The organism is Wocania arenilitoris, from assembly GCF_021728535.1.
Taxonomy (GTDB): domain Bacteria; phylum Bacteroidota; class Bacteroidia; order Flavobacteriales; family Flavobacteriaceae; genus Wocania_A; species Wocania_A arenilitoris.
Map to the genome: position 1 here is coordinate 46,544 of NZ_JAKKDU010000012.1, position 18,182 is coordinate 64,725.

Annotated in this window: 18 protein-coding genes; 12 read left to right on the top strand and 6 right to left on the bottom strand. The window is 31.5% G+C overall.

The window, feature by feature from the left end:
* Positions 1–4 precede the first annotated feature (4 nt).
* From uxaC to era, 6 genes are all read left to right on the top strand, one after another.
* Positions 5–1,408 carry a glucuronate isomerase gene (gene uxaC / locus L3X37_RS10855; protein WP_237240196.1) on the top strand — a complete coding sequence of 468 codons (1,404 nt, stop codon included), beginning with the start codon at positions 5–7 and terminating at the stop codon, positions 1,406–1,408.
* Between the two features lie 14 nt (positions 1,409–1,422).
* Complete coding sequence (locus tag L3X37_RS10860; RefSeq protein ID WP_237240197.1) at positions 1,423–2,397, top strand: TRAP transporter substrate-binding protein; 975 nt, start codon at positions 1,423–1,425, stop codon at positions 2,395–2,397.
* Between the two features lie 3 nt (positions 2,398–2,400).
* Positions 2,401–2,892: a TRAP transporter small permease gene (locus L3X37_RS10865; RefSeq protein WP_237240198.1), complete on the top strand. Its 492-nt coding sequence runs from the start codon at positions 2,401–2,403 to the stop codon at positions 2,890–2,892.
* A gap of 2 nt (positions 2,893–2,894) precedes the next feature.
* The gene (locus L3X37_RS10870) at positions 2,895–4,199 is read left to right on the top strand and encodes a TRAP transporter large permease (protein ID WP_237240199.1); all 1,305 of its coding nucleotides are present in this window, start codon (positions 2,895–2,897) and stop codon (positions 4,197–4,199) included.
* Between the two features lie 349 nt (positions 4,200–4,548).
* The gene (locus L3X37_RS10875; RefSeq protein WP_237240200.1) at positions 4,549–5,295 is read left to right on the top strand and encodes an FKBP-type peptidyl-prolyl cis-trans isomerase; all 747 of its coding nucleotides are present in this window, start codon (positions 4,549–4,551) and stop codon (positions 5,293–5,295) included.
* A 127-nt stretch (positions 5,296–5,422) separates the two neighbouring features.
* Positions 5,423–6,304 carry a GTPase Era gene (era, locus tag L3X37_RS10880; protein ID WP_237240201.1) on the top strand — a complete coding sequence of 294 codons (882 nt, stop codon included), beginning with the start codon at positions 5,423–5,425 and terminating at the stop codon, positions 6,302–6,304.
* A gap of 9 nt (positions 6,305–6,313) precedes the next feature.
* On the opposite strand, the gene L3X37_RS10885 is transcribed toward era, so the two are convergent.
* Positions 6,314–6,820 (bottom strand): GTP-binding protein, encoded by a 507-nt coding sequence (locus L3X37_RS10885; RefSeq protein WP_237240202.1) that lies wholly within the window; start codon positions 6,818–6,820, stop codon positions 6,314–6,316.
* A 166-nt stretch (positions 6,821–6,986) separates the two neighbouring features.
* On the opposite strand from L3X37_RS10885, the gene der reads away from it, so the two are divergent.
* Positions 6,987–8,291 (top strand): ribosome biogenesis GTPase Der, encoded by a 1,305-nt coding sequence (der, locus tag L3X37_RS10890; RefSeq protein ID WP_237240203.1) that lies wholly within the window; start codon positions 6,987–6,989, stop codon positions 8,289–8,291.
* Between the two features lie 53 nt (positions 8,292–8,344).
* On the opposite strand, the gene L3X37_RS10895 is transcribed toward der, so the two are convergent.
* From L3X37_RS10895 to L3X37_RS10915, 5 genes are all read right to left on the bottom strand, one after another.
* On the bottom strand, positions 8,345–9,202 hold the full coding sequence (locus L3X37_RS10895; protein WP_237240204.1) for a TPM domain-containing protein: 858 nt from the start codon (positions 9,200–9,202) through the stop codon (positions 8,345–8,347).
* Positions 9,203–9,209: 7 nt separating this feature from the next.
* Entirely contained in the window at positions 9,210–9,647 is a 438-nt protein-coding gene (locus tag L3X37_RS10900) for a TPM domain-containing protein (RefSeq protein WP_237240205.1), read from the bottom strand.
* Positions 9,647–10,234 carry a LemA family protein gene (locus L3X37_RS10905; protein ID WP_237240206.1) on the bottom strand — a complete coding sequence of 196 codons (588 nt, stop codon included), beginning with the start codon at positions 10,232–10,234 and terminating at the stop codon, positions 9,647–9,649. The genes L3X37_RS10900 and L3X37_RS10905 overlap by 1 nt, the downstream gene beginning before the upstream one ends.
* 104 nt (positions 10,235–10,338) lie before the next feature.
* Positions 10,339–10,668, bottom strand: a complete 330-nt coding sequence (locus L3X37_RS10910; RefSeq protein WP_237240207.1) for a MerR family transcriptional regulator — start codon at positions 10,666–10,668, stop codon at positions 10,339–10,341.
* On the bottom strand, positions 10,668–11,639 hold the full coding sequence (locus tag L3X37_RS10915; RefSeq protein ID WP_237240208.1) for a M23 family metallopeptidase: 972 nt from the start codon (positions 11,637–11,639) through the stop codon (positions 10,668–10,670). Before L3X37_RS10915 ends, L3X37_RS10910 begins: the two co-directional genes overlap by 1 nt.
* Positions 11,640–11,864: 225 nt before the next feature.
* Here L3X37_RS10915 and alaS point away from each other — a divergent pair, with 225 nt between their 5' ends.
* The 5 genes from alaS to L3X37_RS10940 all read left to right on the top strand — a co-directional run bounded on the left by alaS (position 11,865) and on the right by L3X37_RS10940 (position 18,145).
* Positions 11,865–14,516, top strand: a complete 2,652-nt coding sequence (gene alaS, locus L3X37_RS10920; RefSeq protein ID WP_237240209.1) for an alanine--tRNA ligase — start codon at positions 11,865–11,867, stop codon at positions 14,514–14,516.
* A 75-nt stretch (positions 14,517–14,591) separates the two neighbouring features.
* Positions 14,592–14,990: a GxxExxY protein gene (locus L3X37_RS10925; protein WP_237240210.1), complete on the top strand. Its 399-nt coding sequence runs from the start codon at positions 14,592–14,594 to the stop codon at positions 14,988–14,990.
* A 64-nt stretch (positions 14,991–15,054) separates the two neighbouring features.
* Positions 15,055–16,005: a GSCFA domain-containing protein gene (locus L3X37_RS10930; RefSeq protein WP_237240211.1), complete on the top strand. Its 951-nt coding sequence runs from the start codon at positions 15,055–15,057 to the stop codon at positions 16,003–16,005.
* Positions 16,006–16,585: 580 nt separating this feature from the next.
* Positions 16,586–17,200 (top strand): DUF4230 domain-containing protein, encoded by a 615-nt coding sequence (locus L3X37_RS10935; RefSeq protein WP_237240212.1) that lies wholly within the window; start codon positions 16,586–16,588, stop codon positions 17,198–17,200.
* Between the two features lie 9 nt (positions 17,201–17,209).
* Positions 17,210–18,145 (top strand): pyridoxal-phosphate dependent enzyme, encoded by a 936-nt coding sequence (locus tag L3X37_RS10940; protein ID WP_237240213.1) that lies wholly within the window; start codon positions 17,210–17,212, stop codon positions 18,143–18,145.
* Positions 18,146–18,182: the final 37 nt, after the last annotated feature.

Sequence of the window (18,182 nt, forward strand, 5' to 3'; positions counted from 1 at the left end):
ATAAATGAAAACAACAAATTTTATTACTGATAATTTTATTTTACAATCAGAAGTTGCTGAAACTTTGTACCATAAGTATGCAAAAGATTTACCTATTATAGATTATCATAATCATTTATCACCTCAATTAATTGCAGAAAATCAACCTATAAAAAATATTACCGAAGCATGGCTTAAAGGCGATCATTATAAATGGCGTGCAATGAGAGCTAATGGTATTGATGAGCTATTTATAACAAGTTCTGCAACATCACACAAAGAGAAGTTTTTAAAATGGGCAGAAACGGTACCTCATACCTTAAGAAACCCTTTATTTCATTGGACACATTTAGAGTTAAAACGCTATTTTGATATTGATGAATTATTACAACCTAATACAGCTGACTCAATTTATAAGAAAGCCAATGCTATTTTAAAAAGTAAAACACCTGCTCAACTTTTAGAAGATTTAAAAGTAGAAGTAATTTGCACTACCGACGATCCTATTGACGACTTAAAACACCATCAAGAAATTGCTGAAAAAGGATTTTATACAAAGGTTTTTCCAACCTTTAGACCTGATGTGTTAATGTTAATCCAAAAGGAATCATTTTCTAACTATATCGAAAAATTAGAAAATTGTGTTGGCTTTTCTATCGAAAATTTAGAGGATTTATTAAAAGGGATTGAAAGTAGAATTGAATATTTTCATAGCATGGGCTGTCGTTTATCAGACTATGGATTAGAGCAAGTTTTTGCTGATGATTTTATTGAAGAAGAAGTTGATGTTATATTTAAAAAGCGGTTGTCTGGTAAAAACATATCAAAAAATGAGGCTGATATATATGCGTCTTGTATTTTAAATAAATTGTGTAAAATGTACCATGCTAAAAGTTGGGTGCAACAATTCCATATTGGGGCTATCAGAAATAATAATAGTAGATTATTAAACCAAATTGGTTTAGATGCAGGTGTAGATTCAATTGGTGATTTTCCAGTAGCTAAAAACATGTCTAAATTGTTTAATAGCCTTGATAATACCAATCAATTAGCAAAAACTATAACTTATAATCTAAACCCATCACAAAATGAGGTGTTTGCAACAATGATGGGTAATTACAGCGAAAGTGGTATTTCAGGAAAAATGCAATGGGGTTCTGGATGGTGGTTTTTAGACCAAAAAGATGGTATGGAAAAGCAAATAAACTGTTTGTCTAATATGGGTTTATTAAGCCATTTTGTAGGTATGCTAACCGATAGCAGAAGCTTTTTGTCTTTTCCTCGCCATGAGTATTTTAGGCGTATATTGTGCAATATTATTGGAGAAGATGTAAAACAAGGTCTTGTTCCGAATGATATAGAATTTCTTGGTAAAATGGTTCAAGATATTTGCTACTATAATGCGACAAACTATTTCAACTTTAAATAAATAAAAGTAATGTAATGAAGTATAAAATAATTCTCTTAATGTTTTTTTTTGTGGCAATTTCTTCTTGTAAAAAAGAAGATAGGACTAAAATTCTCTATTTAGGTCACAGCCTACCGCAATCACACCCGGTTCATAAAGGTATTTTAGAATTTCAAAAAGCATTAGCGAATAAATCAGGAGGAACGTTAAAGATTAAAGTTTTTCCAGATGCTCAGCTTGGTTCAGAAAGAGAAGTTTTAGAATTATTGCAAATAGGAAGTGTGGCTGCTACAAAGGTGAGTGCTGCAACTTTATCTAATTTTGTTCCAGAATATCATATTTTAGGAATTCCTTATCTTTTTAGAGACCAGAAACATCGTTTTGAGGTTTTAGAAGGTTCTATTGGTAAATCTATCTTAGAAAAAGGAAGTAAGTTTTGGTTACGCGGACTTTGTTATTATGATGCTGGTAGCAGAAGCTTTTATACTAGTAATAAACCTATTAGGACACCTGAAGATTTAAATGGATTAAAGATTAGGGTAATGAATAATCAAATGGCAATTAACATGGTAAATGCTATGGGAGGCTCTGCAACGCCTTTAGCTTATGGCGAGTTGTATACTGCTATTCAGCAAGGTGTTGTTGATGGTGCTGAAAATAATCCGCCATCGTTTGTGTCTTCTAATCATTATGAAATTAGCAAGTATTACACTTTAGATCAGCACTCTGCGGTGCCAGACGTACTTTTAATAGGGACTAAGTTTTGGGATAAACTATCAGAAGAAGAAAAAGTTTGGGTACAAGAAGCAGCAGATGAGTCAGCCCAAGCGCAAAAGAAATTTTGGAGCGATTCTGTTGAAGAATCCATGCGAATTGCAAAAGAAGCTGGTGTAGAAGTAATTATTCCTGAAAAATCTTTATTTGCAGAAAAATCTAAATCGGTTTTAGAAGATTTTATAAAGAAATATCCTGATATGGAAGAGACTGTAAATCAAATAAAAAATAAATAAGTTATGAGTGCAGCCAAGGTTGTTTTTAATAAGGTAAATAAGATATTAGAGTGGTTTCTAATTATAATTTTTTCCTTATTGGTATTAGATGTATTGTTTCAAGTGTTTTCAAGATATATTTTGGGCTCATCTTTTACATGGACAGAAGAATTTGCACGTTTTTCGTTGATTTGGATGACTATTTTAGGAGCCGCTTATCTCAATGCAAAAAGAGAGCATTTATCAATGGATTTCTTATATCAAAAGTTGTCAGATTCCAACAAAATAAAAGCGTCAATACTTATAGAAATTTTAATTTTTCTTTTTGCCCTAATAGTTATGGTAATTGGCGGACTTAATTTGGTTTATACAACTTTACATTTAGAGCAACTTTCAGGTACTTTAAGAATTCCTTTGGGATATATTTATGCTATTATGCCTTTTAGCGGGTTGCTTATTATGTGTTTTTCCGTTTATCACATATCAAACATTTATTCTAATAAAACAAATCAATAATTATGAGCATTGAAGTTATAAGTATTATCGTTTTATTTGTTAGTTTTTTTGTGCTTTTATTAATTAAAGTTCCTGTTGCTTACAGCATAGGGATTTCTACAGCGCTTAGCTTATTACTGAATATTGATAAAATGCCAGGTATAACAACCATTGCTCAACGAATGACAACCGGAATTGACAGTTTTGCTTTGTTGGCTATCCCATTTTTTATACTTGCTGGAGAAATTATGAAACAAGGTGGTATTGCAAATCGATTAATAAATTTTGCAAAATCATTGGTAGCAAGCCTACCAGGGGGGTTAGCATATGTAAATGTATTAGCATCAATGTTGTTTGGAGCTATTTCTGGATCTGCATTAGCAGCAGCTTCAGCAATAGGGTCTATTATGACTGATAGGATGGAAGAAGAAGGCTACCCAAGAACATTAAGTGCATCAGTAAATATTACAGCTTCAACTACTGGTTTACTAATTCCACCTAGTAATATTCTTATTGTTTATGCTTTGGCAAGTGGGGGTGCAGCCTCTGTTGCTGCTTTGTTTATTGCAGGATATTTACCAGGAATTTTATTAGGATTGGCAATTATGGGCTATGTAGCTTTTATAGCTGTTACCAAAAATTATGCTAGAGGTAAAAGAGCAACCTTGTTTGAAGTTTGGACTTATTTTAGAAAAGCATTTTTTAGTTTATTATTATTAGTTATTGTAGTTGGTGGTATAGTAGTCGGCGTTTTTACAGCTACCGAAGCTTCGGTGATAGCTGTTTTATATGCCGCTGTTTTAGCTTTAATTTATGGCGATGTAAAAAAACAGGATTTTCCTAAAATATTATTATCAAGTGCAAAAACTACGGCTGTAGTTATGTTTTTAATTTGTACCTCTATGGCTATGTCTTGGTTGTTTTCTTTTGAAGGCATTCCAGAAATGATTAGTAACTTTTTATTAGACTCATTACAGAATAAGTTTGCTATATTTTTTGCAATTAATATTATTTTACTCATCATAGGAACCTTTATGGATATGACTCCGGCGGTTTTAATATTCACACCAATTTTTTTACCTGTAGTTACTACTTTAGGTATGGATCCTGTTCATTTTGGTATTGTAATAGTTTTAAACTTGTGTATCGGAATTTGCACACCTCCAGTAGGAACCCTCCTTTTTGTTGGAAGTGGAGTTGCAAAAGTATCGGTCACACAAGTAATTAGGCCATTGCTACCGTTTTTGTTAATTATGATAATTGTATTAATGCTAATTAGTTTTATTCCAGAAATATCAATGTTTTTGCCTAGAGTTTTTGGTTTATAAAACCTTAAAATTTAGAACTCATCTTGACTTTTTGTTTTTAACCGAAAATGAGTTGAAATTTGACCTATCATGCAAGTTCTATATATAAACTGGTTGAAAATAATTTCGGAATTTCTATTGTGCCAAAATCACTTCAAAATAATAATATAAAGGGAATTAAGTTTATCGAACTAACTAAAATCTCACAAAAAACAGTGCTTTCTGTTATGTTAGAATAAAAAGAATAGAAACCCAATTTTAGAGAAGTTTTTAAATCATATTACATAAAAAATGTAGTAACAAAACAAGCTTTGTTTACTACAAAAAAAATACATACTTTTGGCATCGAATAAAAAATAAACTATAAAAAATGAAAACAATTAAATTTTTAAGTGTTGTTGTATGTGCTTCAGCAGTGTTATTATCATGTAATAAAAATGGAGTAACTAATAAACCATTAAATACTCAAATTGATTCAGTGAATTATGCTATAGGAGCATTTAGTGCTAAAGGTTTAATGGCAAATATAAAAGGAAGTAATTTTGATGAAGCCGATAAAGATCTTATAAAGCAAGCATTTATTAATGTATTAGACTCTACAGATGTTTTAATAGAAGATACTGAGGCTCAGAAAATTTTAAGCAATTACTTTGCTAAAAAGCAACAGGAAGACCAAAAGAAAGCACAAGCTGAACAATTAAAAAAACTTGAAGAACAATATAACGATGTTAAAGTTGCTGGTGAAAACTTTTTAGAAGAAAACAAAACCAAAGAAGGTGTAAAAACAACTGAATCTGGATTGCAATACATTGTTTTAAAAGAAGGAAATGGAGAAAAACCAGAAGCATCTTCTAAAGTAAAAGTACATTATCATGGTACAACTACAGGAGGAGAAGTTTTTGATAGCTCTGTTGATAGAGGAACGCCGTCTGAGTTTGGTTTAAACCAAGTTATAAAAGGTTGGACAGAAGGTATTCAGTTAATGCCAGTAGGCTCAAAATATAAATTCTTTATTCCTCAAGAATTAGCATATGGAGCTTTTCCACGCCAAGGCGGTGTTATTAAACCGTTTGATGTTTTAGTTTTTGAAGTTGAATTATTAGAAATTGTTAAATAATACAATAACTAATTTAAATATATTTAAAAACAGGAGGCTAGCTTCCTGTTTTTTTGTTTAAGAGTTTATTGATAGTGAAATAAACAAACCAAGATTGTAACTTTGCATTCTTAATACTTTTTTAAAAATGGCTCACAAAGCAGGTTTTGTAAATATTATTGGTAATCCTAATGTTGGTAAGTCTACGTTAATGAATGCTTTTGTTGGTGAGAAGTTGTCAATAATTACATCAAAAGCACAAACCACCCGTCATAGAATTTTAGGTATTGTAAACGGTGATGATTTTCAAGTACTTTTTAGCGATACACCAGGTATTATAAAACCAGCCTACCAATTGCAAGAATCTATGATGAGTTTTGTAAAATCTGCCTTTGAAGATGCTGATGTTTTACTTTACATGGTTGAAATTGGCGAGCAAGAATTAAAGGACGAAGCATTTTTTAGTAAAATAAAAAACTCTAAAATACCTGTTTTATTATTGCTAAATAAGATTGATAAATCTAATCAAGAGCAATTAGAAGCCCAAGTACAGCTTTGGACAGAAAAAGTACCTAATGCAGAAATCGTACCTATTTCGGCTTTAGAAGAGTTTAATGTAAAAGAAGTATTTAATCGTATTATTGAGTTACTTCCAGAATCGCCTGCGTTTTATCCAAAAGACCAATTAACAGATAAGCCAGAACGGTTTTTTATAAATGAAACTATTCGAGAAAAAATTTTAATGCACTACAAAAAAGAAATCCCTTATGCTGTTGAAATTGAGACTGAAGAGTTTTTAGAAGATGAAAAAATTATACGTATCCGCTCTGTAATAATGGTAGAACGCGATACACAAAAAGGTATTATAATAGGACATAAAGGATCTGCCTTAAAACGTGTAGGTGTTGAGGCTAGAAAAGATTTAGAAAAGTTTTTTAACAAACAAATTCATTTAGAATTGTATGTGAAAGTAAATAAAAACTGGCGTAGTAATCAAAACCAATTAAAGCGTTTTGGTTATAATAATTAGAAAAATCTTCTAAGTAATTTTGTTTTCTTTTAAAATTTGATTCATAAATTCATGGAGTTCATACATTTGATTAGTACCTGTAGCTTTTCCAATGCGCCCACCAAAGTAAAGTGCAAACCAAATAACAACCATAAACAAAGTTATAAAAATTTGTATGGCGTAATTGTTACCTAGAGACCAATTAGTATAGGCCCAAATTCCAAAACCAATAAAAAGGCATGCTACTAAAAAATGTAGAAACATAAACATAGTCCAAACGGTTGGGTTTGGTCCAAACAATCCATGCAACGTACTCGTCTTGTTTTCAGATTCATTTATTTCTAAATGTAATTGCGGAGACCAGAAGTGTTGGTTTTCTTTAGGGAATTTAATAAAAACATGGTCGTCTATCCTACTAACAATAAAATTAGGATGAGTTTTTTTAGTGTCCTCAAAAGCTTTTAGTAGCGTTTCGTTATTTTCATTTAATTCAATTTTAAATCGCGGACGTAAAACAATATCATTAGTAGTTGGCATATTTCAATTTTTAACTTTAGAAATTTAGTGTTTTTTCTTCAAACTATAAATCGTTTTTAATCTTTACTCAAAAACAGTGATGCATTGGGTATATTTCCTATTTTTGCAAAATATTTCAAACGAAATATAAATTAATCAGTTTTAGGCTGTTGCATAATAAAAGCATATGAGTAATATAGTAGCTATAGTAGGTCGTCCAAACGTTGGTAAATCAACATTTTTTAATCGTTTAATTCAGCGACGCGAAGCTATTGTTGATGCCGTAAGTGGCGTAACTAGAGACCGCCATTACGGAAAAAGTGATTGGAATGGTAAAGAGTTTTCACTTATTGATACTGGAGGTTATGTTTTAGGAAGTGATGATGTTTTTGAAGCTGAAATTGATAAACAAGTTGAATTAGCCATTGATGAAGCCGATGCCATTATTTTTATGGTTGATGTTGAAACTGGTGTTACAGGAATGGACGAAGACGTTGCTAAATTATTGCGTAAAGTTAACAAACCTGTTTTTTTGGTTGTAAATAAAGTGGATAATAGCAAACGATCTGAGGATGCTGTTGAGTTTTATGCTTTAGGCTTAGGCGACTATTATACCATTGCCAGTATAAATGGAAGTGGTACTGGCGAACTTTTAGATGCCTTAGTTGAAGCCTTACCAGAAAAAGAAGAAGTTGTTGAAGAAGAGTTGCCTCGTTTTGCTGTAGTTGGTCGCCCAAATGCTGGCAAGTCTTCATTTATTAATGCTTTAATAGGTGAAGATAGATACATTGTTACCGATATAGCAGGAACAACTCGAGATGCTATTGATACTAAATACAATCGTTTTGGATTTGAATTTAACTTAGTTGACACAGCAGGAATACGTAGAAAATCAAAAGTAAAAGAAGATTTAGAGTTTTACTCAGTAATGCGAAGTGTTCGAGCTATTGAACATGCTGATGTATGCTTGCTGGTTTTAGACGCAACAAGAGGTTTTGACGGACAAGTACAAAACATTTTTTGGCTGGCAGAGCGTAACAGAAAAGGTATTGTGGTTTTAGTAAATAAATGGGATTTGGTTGAAAAAGATCATAAATCTATGAAAGACTACGAAAAAGCCATAAGAAAACAAATGGAACCTTTTACAGATGTTCCTATTATTTTTATTTCGGCACTAACAAAACAACGTATATTTAAAGCTATTGAAACAGCTGTTGAAGTATATAAAAATCGTAGCAAAAAGATAAAAACTAGTCAGCTTAATGATGTGTTATTGCCTATTATAGAAAACTACCCACCACCAGCTTACAAAGCAAAATATGTAAAGATTAAGTACATTATGCAATTACCAACACCACAGCCACAGTTTGCCTTTTTCTGTAACCTCCCGCAGTATGTAAAGGAGCCGTACAAACGTTTCTTAGAAAATAAATTACGTGAACATTTTGGTTTTAACGGTGTGCCTATTAGTGTTTATATGCGGAAAAAGTAAGTTTGTTAGTTGTGATATTTTATTGATTTTCCAAAACCCAAAACCTAAAGTAGTTACCAACCGCCAGAAGCTCCACCACCGCTAAAACCGCCACCACCGAAGCCGCCACCAAAACCACCACCGCTACTACTTCCACCTGAAGACCAGCCACCACCAAAGCCACCAGAACTTCGTCTGTAGCTTCCGCGTCCAGAATTGCTTAATATAATAGCTTCTAGAATATCAATACCGTCAGATCTATTACCTCTGTTGCCACCATGACCTCCATTTCTTCTGTTTTTAGAAATAGAAATTAGAATAATGATAAATATAAAAAGTAGAATAAAAATAAATCCAATTGGAAATTCATTATTTGATGATTTTCGAGTGCCCTGATATTCACCATTTAAAACTTCAAAAATAGAATCTATGCCTTTATTTAAACCTCCGTAATAATCATTTTGTTTGAAAAAAGGAATTATATCGCGTTCAATAATTCGTTTAGATAATGCGTCTGTCAAAAGATATTCAATACCTTCACCTGTGTTTATTCCAATCCGTCTATCATCTTTAGCAAGAATTATTAGGATACCATTATCTTCTTTTTCTTGTCCAATACCCCATTTTTCACCCCATTGTGCTCCAAGAAAATTAATGTTTTCGCCATTAGTTGAATTGATAATTGTTAAAACGATTTGAGTAGAAGTGGTATCAGAGTATTTTATAAGTTTTCTTTCTAAATTTAGACTATCACTATAATTCAGTAGTTCAATATAATCATAAACGCCTTTTTGGTCTTTTAACTTTTTTGGCTTATCTGGAATTTCAAATTGAGCAAAAGAAAAACAAAATGCAAAAACGATTAAAAGCAAACTTGTAAAAAGTGTCCTTTTTTTTATTGATGATTTAATACTTAATATTGAGTATTGCATACTAAATTTAGCCTTTAGAAATATCGTTTGAAAGTTCGTTAGTATCTAAATATGAATAGGGGAAATATGTTTTAAGTAGTTCCCCAGATTTCTGAATGCCTTCAACAAGTCCTTGTTTAAAATTACCAGCTTTAAAATGCGATTGTATAATGTCTTTAGTACTGTTCCAAAAGTTGTTTGGTACTACGTTGTTTATGCCAACATCGCCATAAATAACAAAATTTTTATCTTCTATGGCAACATATATTAGTACCGCATTTTGAAGTTTGGTATTATCCATTTTTAAGGTGTGAAAAACCTCTAAAGCACGATTTGTTGCATCACCATTTGCTGTTTTTTCTATATGAACTTTTATTTCGCCAGAAGTATTTAATTCCGCTAATCTTATAGCTTCAACAATGTCACGCTCTTCACTAGCGGTTAGAAAAGCTTCAATTTCAGACATTAAAATTCTACTTTAGGAGCGTTTTCACTACCTGGAGTACTTTTAAATCTAGCCATTTCCTCAAAACCAAATAAGCTGGCTAATAGCTTGCCAGGAAATTTTGTAGTGTATTTATCATAAATATTTACTGCATCATTAAAGCGGTCTCTCGTTACATTAATTCTGTTTTCAGTGCCTTCAAGTTGCGATTGTAGTTCTAAAAAACTCTTGTCTGCTTTTAAATCAGGATAACGTTCTACTGTTACTAATAATTTAGATAAAGCCCCGCTTAAGCCTTGCTGTGCTTGTTGAAACTGAGCCATTTTTTCTGGGGTTAAATCGCCAGCGTTAATCGTAGTTTTTGTCGCTTCAGAGCGTGCTTTAATAACACCTTCTAGAGTTTCTTTTTCGTGTGCTGCATAGCCTTTTACAGTTGCAACAAGATTTGGAATTAAGTCTGCACGACGTTGGTATGCACTTTCAACTTTAGACCAAGCTGTTTTTGCATCAGCTTCGTATTCTACTGCTGTGTTATTAAATCCTTTTCCCCAAGAATACAAACCAATAACAAGTATTCCTATTACAATCCATGGTAAAAATTTCTTCATAATAAATTAGATTAGTATAATTTGTTAATTGTTATTTATGAGACACTTAATTTTTAAAAAAGTTACATGACAAGGTATGTCTTTTTTTAATAAAGCGTTAAATGTTAAAGATGCTCCTTAATCTTTTTAAGCTGGTTTTTAACATCTTCAAGTTTACTAATAATCTCAAAATTATTTAAGGTTTCTTTTTTACCTTCTTTTATATGAATTTTTGCACCTTCTAATGTAAATCCGCGTTCTTTTACAAGATGATAAATAAGTTTTAAATTCTTAATATCTTCTGGCGTAAACTTACGGTTGCCTTTGGCATTTTTTTTAGGTTTAAGCGCATCAAATTCTTTCTCCCAAAAACGTATTAAAGAGGTGTTTACATGAAACGCTTTGGCTACTTCGCCAATACCGTAATATCTTTTTTCTGGTAAATCTATATGCATTAATCTAGAGATTGGTTTTCTAATGATGCGTGTTCTAATAGCTTGCTAAATTCTTCAGCAGTTAAACTGCCATAGTAAAAGTTTATAGGATTAATACGTGTGCCATCTTTAAATATTTCATAATGTAAGTGTGGCGCTTGAGAACGTCCTGTACTACCAATAAATCCAATTAAATCACCTCGCTTCACTTTTTGGTTTTTCTTTACATTGTACTTGTATAAATGCGCATAAAGGCTTACGTAACCAAAGCCATGGTCTATTCTAATATGCCTTCCATATCCACTCGATCCTGCATCGGCACGTTTTACTATACCATCACCAGTTGCATAAATTGGCGTGCCTCTAGGTGCAGTAAAATCCATACCCCAATGCATTTTTCTTACTTTGGTAAATGGGTCAGATCGCATTCCATAACCAGAAGCCATTCGTGTTAAATCTTGATTACTAACAGGTTGTATAGCAGGTATGGCTGCTAAAAGTTTTTCTTTTTCTTCAGCTAAAACAGTAATTTCGTCTAACGATTTAGATTGTACCACAATTTGCTTTTGTAAAATGTCTAAGCGTTTATTACTTTCAATAATCAATTCAGAATTATCAAAACCTTCTAAGTTTTTATACCTGTTAATACCACCAAATCCAGCTTTTCGTTGCTCTTCAGGGATAGGGTTTGCCTCAAAATAAACACGGTAAATATTATTGTCTCTATCAGCAACATTTGCAAGTACAGCTTCGGCTTCGTCCATTTTTTTATTCAATAAATCAAATTGCAAGTGCATGTTTTGTAGTTCTCTTTTTAGGGCTTTTTCTTTGGGAGACTCAATATATAAGTTAGCAACAAATAGAATGATAAATGAAAATAAAAACGAGGCTAAAAGAAATAACGATATAAACGCAAATGTTTTTCTTTTTTTACGTTCAATTTTCCGATAGGAAAGCGATTCAGAATCGTAATAATATTTTACCTTACTCATTGTTTAAATTATACTATTTTTGCAATTGAAAAATTAACGTAAACGTTGGATTTAATATGCAAACGACCAAACCTGATAGATAGTATTCAATATATATTGATAATCTTTATAATACAGGTTCTCGAACACCAGACGTTTAAAATAAAAATTTGGTGAGTAAAGATAAAAATTGTTTTGCAATTAAATAAAATAATTTAACAATTGCGGTATTACGCATTATAGTAAATGAAGTCACAAGATATTCGGTTAAAATTTTTAAATTTTTTTAAGGAAAAGCAACATAGCATCGTTCCGTCTGCACCAATGGTTGTAAAAGATGATCCTACATTAATGTTTGTAAATTCTGGTATGGCACCTTTTAAAGAATATTTTTTAGGAAATGCCCAACCCAAAAACAATAGAATAGCAGATAGCCAAAAGTGTTTACGTGTTTCTGGGAAACATAACGATTTAGAAGAGGTTGGCTATGACACCTATCACCATACTTTATTTGAAATGTTAGGAAATTGGAGTTTTGGTGATTACTTTAAAAGGGAAGCTATTGCTTGGGCTTGGGAGCTATTAACAGAGGTTTACGGTATAGATAAAGATATTTTATATGTTACGGTTTTTGAAGGAAGTGATGATGCTGATAATCTGCCAATGGATACCGAAGCTTATGATTTTTGGAAAACATTTATTTCTGAAGACCGCATTTTAAAAGGTAATAAAAAAGATAATTTCTGGGAAATGGGCGACCAAGGTCCCTGTGGTCCTTGTAGCGAGATACATGTTGATATTCGCTCTGCAGAAGAAAAAGCTAAAGTAGGCGGTAAATCTTTGGTTAATATGGATCATCCACAAGTTGTTGAAATCTGGAATTTGGTTTTCATGCAGTACAACCGAAAAGCTAATGGTAGTTTAGAAAATCTTCCAGACAAACATATTGATACCGGTATGGGTTTTGAGCGCCTTTGTATGGTTTTGCAAGGTGTACAATCTAATTACGATACCGATGTGTTTACACCAATAATCCGTGAAATTGAAACCATAACAAATAAAAATTATGGAAAAGATGAAAAGATCGATGTTGCTATTCGTGTTATTTCAGACCATGTTCGTGCGGTAGCTTTTTCAATTGCAGATGGGCAATTACCAAGTAACACAGGTGCTGGTTATGTTATTCGTAGAATTTTACGTCGTGCAGTACGCTACGGTTTTACCTTTTTAGATAAAAAAGAACCATTTATTTATAGGTTGGTTGATGTATTGAGTAACAGAATGGGAAAAGCTTTCCCAGAATTAAAAGCTCAAAAACACCTTATTGAAAATGTTATTAAAGAAGAAGAGCAATCGTTTTTAAGAACTTTAGATAAAGGGATTGAAATGCTTGAACATCACATGGATTTTAATACTTTGATGAAAGACAAAGTAAATACTATTATTGAAATTGAGAAAGTTATTTCGGGTACTACTGCCTTTGAGTTATATGATACATACGGGTTTCCTTTGGATCTTACACAGTTAATAGCAAAAGAAAATGGATTCTTGGTTGATGTAAAGGGTTTTGAAAATTTGATGCAAAAACAAAAAAGCAGATCGCGTGCAGCCAGCGAAATGTCTACTGACGATTGGACGATTTTAATTGATGATGCCGAAGAAGAATTTGTAGGTTACGATACCCTTGAAGCTAATGTTAAATTAACACGATATAGAAAAGTAACATCTAAAAAAGATGGTGATATGTATCAGTTGGTTTTCAATTTAACTCCGTTTTATCCAGAAGGAGGCGGACAAGTAGGTGATAAAGGTTATTTAGAAGATGCCCATGGCGATGTGGTTTATATTTTAGATACCAAAAAAGAGAATAACGTTATTATACATTTCGCCAAAAATTTACCAAAACATATTGATGAATCTTTTAAGGTTGTTGTTGATGCTAAACAACGCTATAGAACTGAGTGTAATCATACAGCAACCCATTTGCTACATCAAGCATTACGTGAGGTTTTAGGTGAGCATGTTGAACAGAAAGGAAGCGCAGTACATTCTAAATATTTACGATTCGATTTTTCACATTTCTCTAAATTAACCGTAGAGGAATTACGCGATGTAGAAAATTTTGTAAACAGAAGAATTGATGGAAAATTACCATTAATTGAAAAACGAAATATCCCTAAAGATGAAGCCATTGCAGAAGGTGCTATGAGTTTATTTGGCGAAAAATATGGTGATACTGTTCGTGCTATTCGATTTGGACAATCTATTGAGCTTTGTGGTGGAACGCATGTAAAAAATACTGCTGATATTTGGCATTTTAAAATCATATCAGAAGGTGCAGTAGCAGCAGGCATACGTCGTATTGAAGCCATTACAAATGATGCTGTAAAAGATTTTTATTTTGAAAATAATCGTGCTTATTTTGAAATGAAAGATTTACTTAATAATGCTAAAGAACCTGTAAAGGCACTTCAGAATTTACAAGAAGAAAACACAAATCTTAAAAAGCAAATTGAATCATTATTAAAAGCTAAAGCTAAAAACATAAAGGGCGAACTTAAAAGTGAATTACAAAACATAAATGGTGTTCAGTTTTTAGCTAAAAAACTAGATTTAGATGCAGCTGGTTTAAAAGATGTGGCTTTCGAGTTGGGTAGTCAGTTCGATAATTTATTCCTGTTATTTGCTACAGAGCAAAACGAAAAGGCATTGTTATCCTGTTATATTTCAAAAGAATTAGTAGCTAGTAAAGGGTTAAATGCTGGACAAGTTGTTAGAGAACTTGGTAAGTGTATTCAAGGCGGTGGTGGCGGACAACCATTTTTTGCAACTGCTGGAGGTAAAAATCCTGCTGGGATTGATGAGGCTTTAGAAGAAGCTAAAAAGTATCTTAATTAATCTTGTAAAATAAGTTTAGTCGCGCAAAGGCACTAAGACGCAAAGTAGAAATGTGGATTATGGACGTAATGTTTTATGAGCAATAAAGAAGATAATTTTGAGAATTATTTAGCCTCAATAATAGTAGATTGCTGTTATCAAATTCATGTTGGTTTAGGTCCAGGCTTGCTAGAATCTGTTTATGAAGAAGTTTTATTTACTGAATTAACTGAAAGAGGGTTGCAAGTGGCACGTCAAAAGCAATTGCCAGTTATATGGAAAGATAAAACTTTAGACTTGGGATTTAGAACTGATTTAATAGTAGAGAATAAAGTCATTATTGAAATAAAATCAGTTTTAGAATTGCATCCTGTTCATAAAAAACAATTGATGACTTATTTAAAGTTATCTGGATTAAAATTGGGATTATTAGTGAATTTTAATAGTCCTTTGATAAAAACTGGAATTACTAGATTAGTAAATGGTTTAGAATAGCATATTTATAAACTTTGCGTCTTAGTGCCTTTGCGCGAAAAAATAGTACATCTTCGACAAAAGAATGAAATTACAAACAAAAATACCATTAAATAAGCAATCTAATAATCTAATAGACTACAACTCTAACGTTTTATTATTAGGCTCTTGTTTTTCAGAAAACATTGGCGAGAAATTAAGCTATTTTAAGTTTCAAAATGATATAAACCCTTTTGGTATTTTATTTCATCCAAAAGCTATTGAAACATTAATCTTCAATGCAGTAAACCAAAAGACGTATTCAGAAAAAGATGTGTTTTTTCAAAACGAACAATGGCATTGTTTTGATGCGCACTCAAAACTGAGTAATATTTCAAAAGAAGATTTAATAAATCAACTTAACAAAAAACTCAACTTAACGACTAAACAACTAAACAACTCTTCACATATTATAATCACATTAGGCACAGCTTGGGTTTATAATTTTATTGAAACTAATCGTGTCGTTGCAAATTGCCATAAAGTACCTCAAAAACAATTCAAAAAAGAGCTAATGTCTGTTGATGCAGTTCTTAAATCTTTAAAAAGTACAGTTAAATTAATTAAGAGTAAAAATCCTGAAGCTTCAATTGCATTTACAGTGTCACCAGTGCGTCATATAAAAGATGGTTTTGTTGAAAACACCCAAAGTAAAGCACATCTAATCGCTGCAATTTATCAAATAATTAATGAGGATAATAGTATATGCTATTTTCCTTCTTATGAAATTATGATGGACGAATTAAGAGATTATCGTTTTTATTCAGTAGATATGATTCACCCCAATCAAATAGCCATCAATTATATTTGGGAAAAATTTCAAAGCGTTTGGATTTCTGATGAAGCTTCAAAAATCATGTTAGAAATTGATGACATTCAAAAAGGATTAAACCATAAACCATTCAACTTAAGTTCTTCTGCACACCAAAAATTCCTTCAAAATTTAAAGTTTAAAATAAAAGAGCTTCAATCTAAATTCCCAAATATTTCATTCTAATTAAAATACTTGTATTGCAAAAGCAAACAACAAAAGCATTTACGTGCACAATATCAATAATTAAACCTTGTTGCTGATATTTCTCGATTAGATGTGATGGATAATTTTATTGCGCTTAATCTTTTTTTATAACACTTTTATCGAAAAAATATTTAATCATAGACTTATAATTGTAGATTTAATTTGCTATTAATCAGTTCATATAAAAAACATCGGTTGTTTTAATCATAATCAATGATTTGCAATGGGTGTTTTTTTTGATAAATACACTTAAACTTTTTTCAAAAAAAAGAGTACTCTCAGTTATTTTCTTGTTACTCAATTTAGTTGTTAATGATAGTTTTTCTTAAAACTCAACAAAAATTATTTAGAATACACATTTGCTCTAAAAAACAATCTCATTTAACTTAATGTTTGTTTAACCTTTAGATAACAAGGGATCTCTTCTAACATATTATTTTTGTACCATTAGTTAGTTTTTATAACATTGGTTAGACTTCTTATGTCGAAGGAAACCGATGTTTTTTTCTTTATAACATATACTTTATCGCTCACTAGAAAAATATTTCTAAATTAGTGCATGCGAAAAATTCTATTTGGTGTCATTATTACATTGGTCGTTTTATTTATTTTTAAATATTGCGACGAAAAAAAAGAGAACAAAATTGTGCTCCAAGAAAGTTCGGCACTCATTCAAAAGCAAATTAAAAATGTTGGTAAACTAATTGTTACTGAAGGTCATTTTAGTGAAGTTTTTAACTACAAAAACTCTAAAGAAATCTTTGGCGAGTATTTTACTTCAGATAAAAAAGCACTGGTAGTTGTAAATGCTGAGGTAACTATTGCTTACGATTTAAGTAAAATTGAATTTAAGATTGACGAATTCACAAAAACACTTCAAATCATTAGTATTCCAAAAGAAGAAATAAAAATCAATCCAGATTTGGAGTATTACGATATGCAATCCGATTTTTTTAATCCGTTTGAAGCTAAAGATTATAACGAAATTAAAAATGCAGTTAAAGCATCATTAGCTAAAAAACTAGAAAAATCCGATTTAAAAGTCAATGCTAAAAACAGGTTAATTAGCGAGCTATCTAAGTTTTATATTTTAACTAATTCTTTGGGTTGGACATTAACATATAATGAAACACCAATGACCTCAATCGAGAATTTTCAAAACTTAAAATTGTAATGATTAATTATGGATAAAATTGCTTTACAAAATGTGCATAACCGTATAAAACCTTATATACATAAAACACCAGTTTTAACATCGCGCTTGTTAAATAACATATGTGGAGCAAATGTGTTTTTTAAATGCGAAAATTTTCAGAAAATGGGCGCTTTTAAAATACGAGGAGCAACCAATGCTATTTTAAACTTAACTGAAGCACAGAAAAGTAAAGGAGTAGTAACACATTCATCGGGTAATTTTGCTCAAGCCTTATCTTTAGCAGCAAAAAAAATAGGTGTTAAAGCTTATATTGTGATGCCTAAAAATGTACCACAAGTTAAAAAAGATGCTGTAAAAACTTATAAAGGAATTATTATTGAATGCGAATCTAATATTATTGCACGCGAAGAAGAAGCTAAACACATTCAAATAGAAAAAGGAGCAGCGTTTATTCACCCATCAAATAACGATGATGTTATCCATGGACAAGGGACGGCAGCTATTGAATTGTTAGAAGATTATCCTAGTTTAGATTATATTTTCACGCCTGTTGGTGGAGGCGGTTTATTGGCTGGAACTATTTTGGTAGCACAATTTTTTTCTGAAAATTGCAAAGTTATTGCTGGCGAACCTAAAGAAACAGATGATGCTTACAGATCGTTACACTCTGGGAATATTGAAACAAACGAAAGTTCGAATACCATAGCTGATGGATTAAGAACACATTTAGGCGATAGAAATTTTCCTATTATAAAAAAGTACGTCGATAGCATAATAAGAGTTCAAGAAGATGAAATAGTTGATGCTATGAAATTAATTTGGGAACGCATGAAAATTATTGTTGAACCTTCAAGTGCTGTTGCTTTTGCGGCTGTTTTAAAACACAAAGAAGCTTTAAAAAATAGAAACATTGGAGTAATTATTTCTGGCGGAAATGTAGATTTGTCTAACCTGCCATTTTAACTGAAAAAGAATGTTATTTATAAACCTATTTTGATAT

What these genes read in the sequence shown, in the direction of transcription:
- L3X37_RS10900 (WP_237240205.1), bottom strand. Translation starts at nt 9,647, where the DNA reads ATGTCTGAAATTGAAGCTTTTCTAACCGCTAGTGAAGAGCGTGACATT.
- L3X37_RS10895 (WP_237240204.1), bottom strand. Translation starts at nt 9,202, where the DNA reads ATGCAATACTCAATATTAAGTATTAAATCATCAATAAAAAAAAGGACA.
- L3X37_RS10875 (WP_237240200.1), top strand. Translation starts at nt 4,549, where the DNA reads ATGAAAACAATTAAATTTTTAAGTGTTGTTGTATGTGCTTCAGCAGTG.
- der (WP_237240203.1), top strand. Translation starts at nt 6,987, where the DNA reads ATGAGTAATATAGTAGCTATAGTAGGTCGTCCAAACGTTGGTAAATCA.
- L3X37_RS10885 (WP_237240202.1), bottom strand. Translation starts at nt 6,820, where the DNA reads ATGCCAACTACTAATGATATTGTTTTACGTCCGCGATTTAAAATTGAA.
- L3X37_RS10915 (WP_237240208.1), bottom strand. Translation starts at nt 11,639, where the DNA reads ATGAGTAAGGTAAAATATTATTACGATTCTGAATCGCTTTCCTATCGG.
- L3X37_RS10930 (WP_237240211.1), top strand. Translation starts at nt 15,055, where the DNA reads ATGAAATTACAAACAAAAATACCATTAAATAAGCAATCTAATAATCTA.
- L3X37_RS10925 (WP_237240210.1), top strand. Translation starts at nt 14,592, where the DNA reads ATGAGCAATAAAGAAGATAATTTTGAGAATTATTTAGCCTCAATAATA.
- L3X37_RS10905 (WP_237240206.1), bottom strand. Translation starts at nt 10,234, where the DNA reads ATGAAGAAATTTTTACCATGGATTGTAATAGGAATACTTGTTATTGGT.
- L3X37_RS10860 (WP_237240197.1), top strand. Translation starts at nt 1,423, where the DNA reads ATGAAGTATAAAATAATTCTCTTAATGTTTTTTTTTGTGGCAATTTCT.
- era (WP_237240201.1), top strand. Translation starts at nt 5,423, where the DNA reads ATGGCTCACAAAGCAGGTTTTGTAAATATTATTGGTAATCCTAATGTT.
- uxaC (WP_237240196.1), top strand. Translation starts at nt 5, where the DNA reads ATGAAAACAACAAATTTTATTACTGATAATTTTATTTTACAATCAGAA.
- L3X37_RS10910 (WP_237240207.1), bottom strand. Translation starts at nt 10,668, where the DNA reads ATGCATATAGATTTACCAGAAAAAAGATATTACGGTATTGGCGAAGTA.
- L3X37_RS10935 (WP_237240212.1), top strand. Translation starts at nt 16,586, where the DNA reads ATGCGAAAAATTCTATTTGGTGTCATTATTACATTGGTCGTTTTATTT.
- L3X37_RS10865 (WP_237240198.1), top strand. Translation starts at nt 2,401, where the DNA reads ATGAGTGCAGCCAAGGTTGTTTTTAATAAGGTAAATAAGATATTAGAG.
- L3X37_RS10870 (WP_237240199.1), top strand. Translation starts at nt 2,895, where the DNA reads ATGAGCATTGAAGTTATAAGTATTATCGTTTTATTTGTTAGTTTTTTT.
- alaS (WP_237240209.1), top strand. Translation starts at nt 11,865, where the DNA reads ATGAAGTCACAAGATATTCGGTTAAAATTTTTAAATTTTTTTAAGGAA.
- L3X37_RS10940 (WP_237240213.1), top strand. Translation starts at nt 17,210, where the DNA reads ATGGATAAAATTGCTTTACAAAATGTGCATAACCGTATAAAACCTTAT.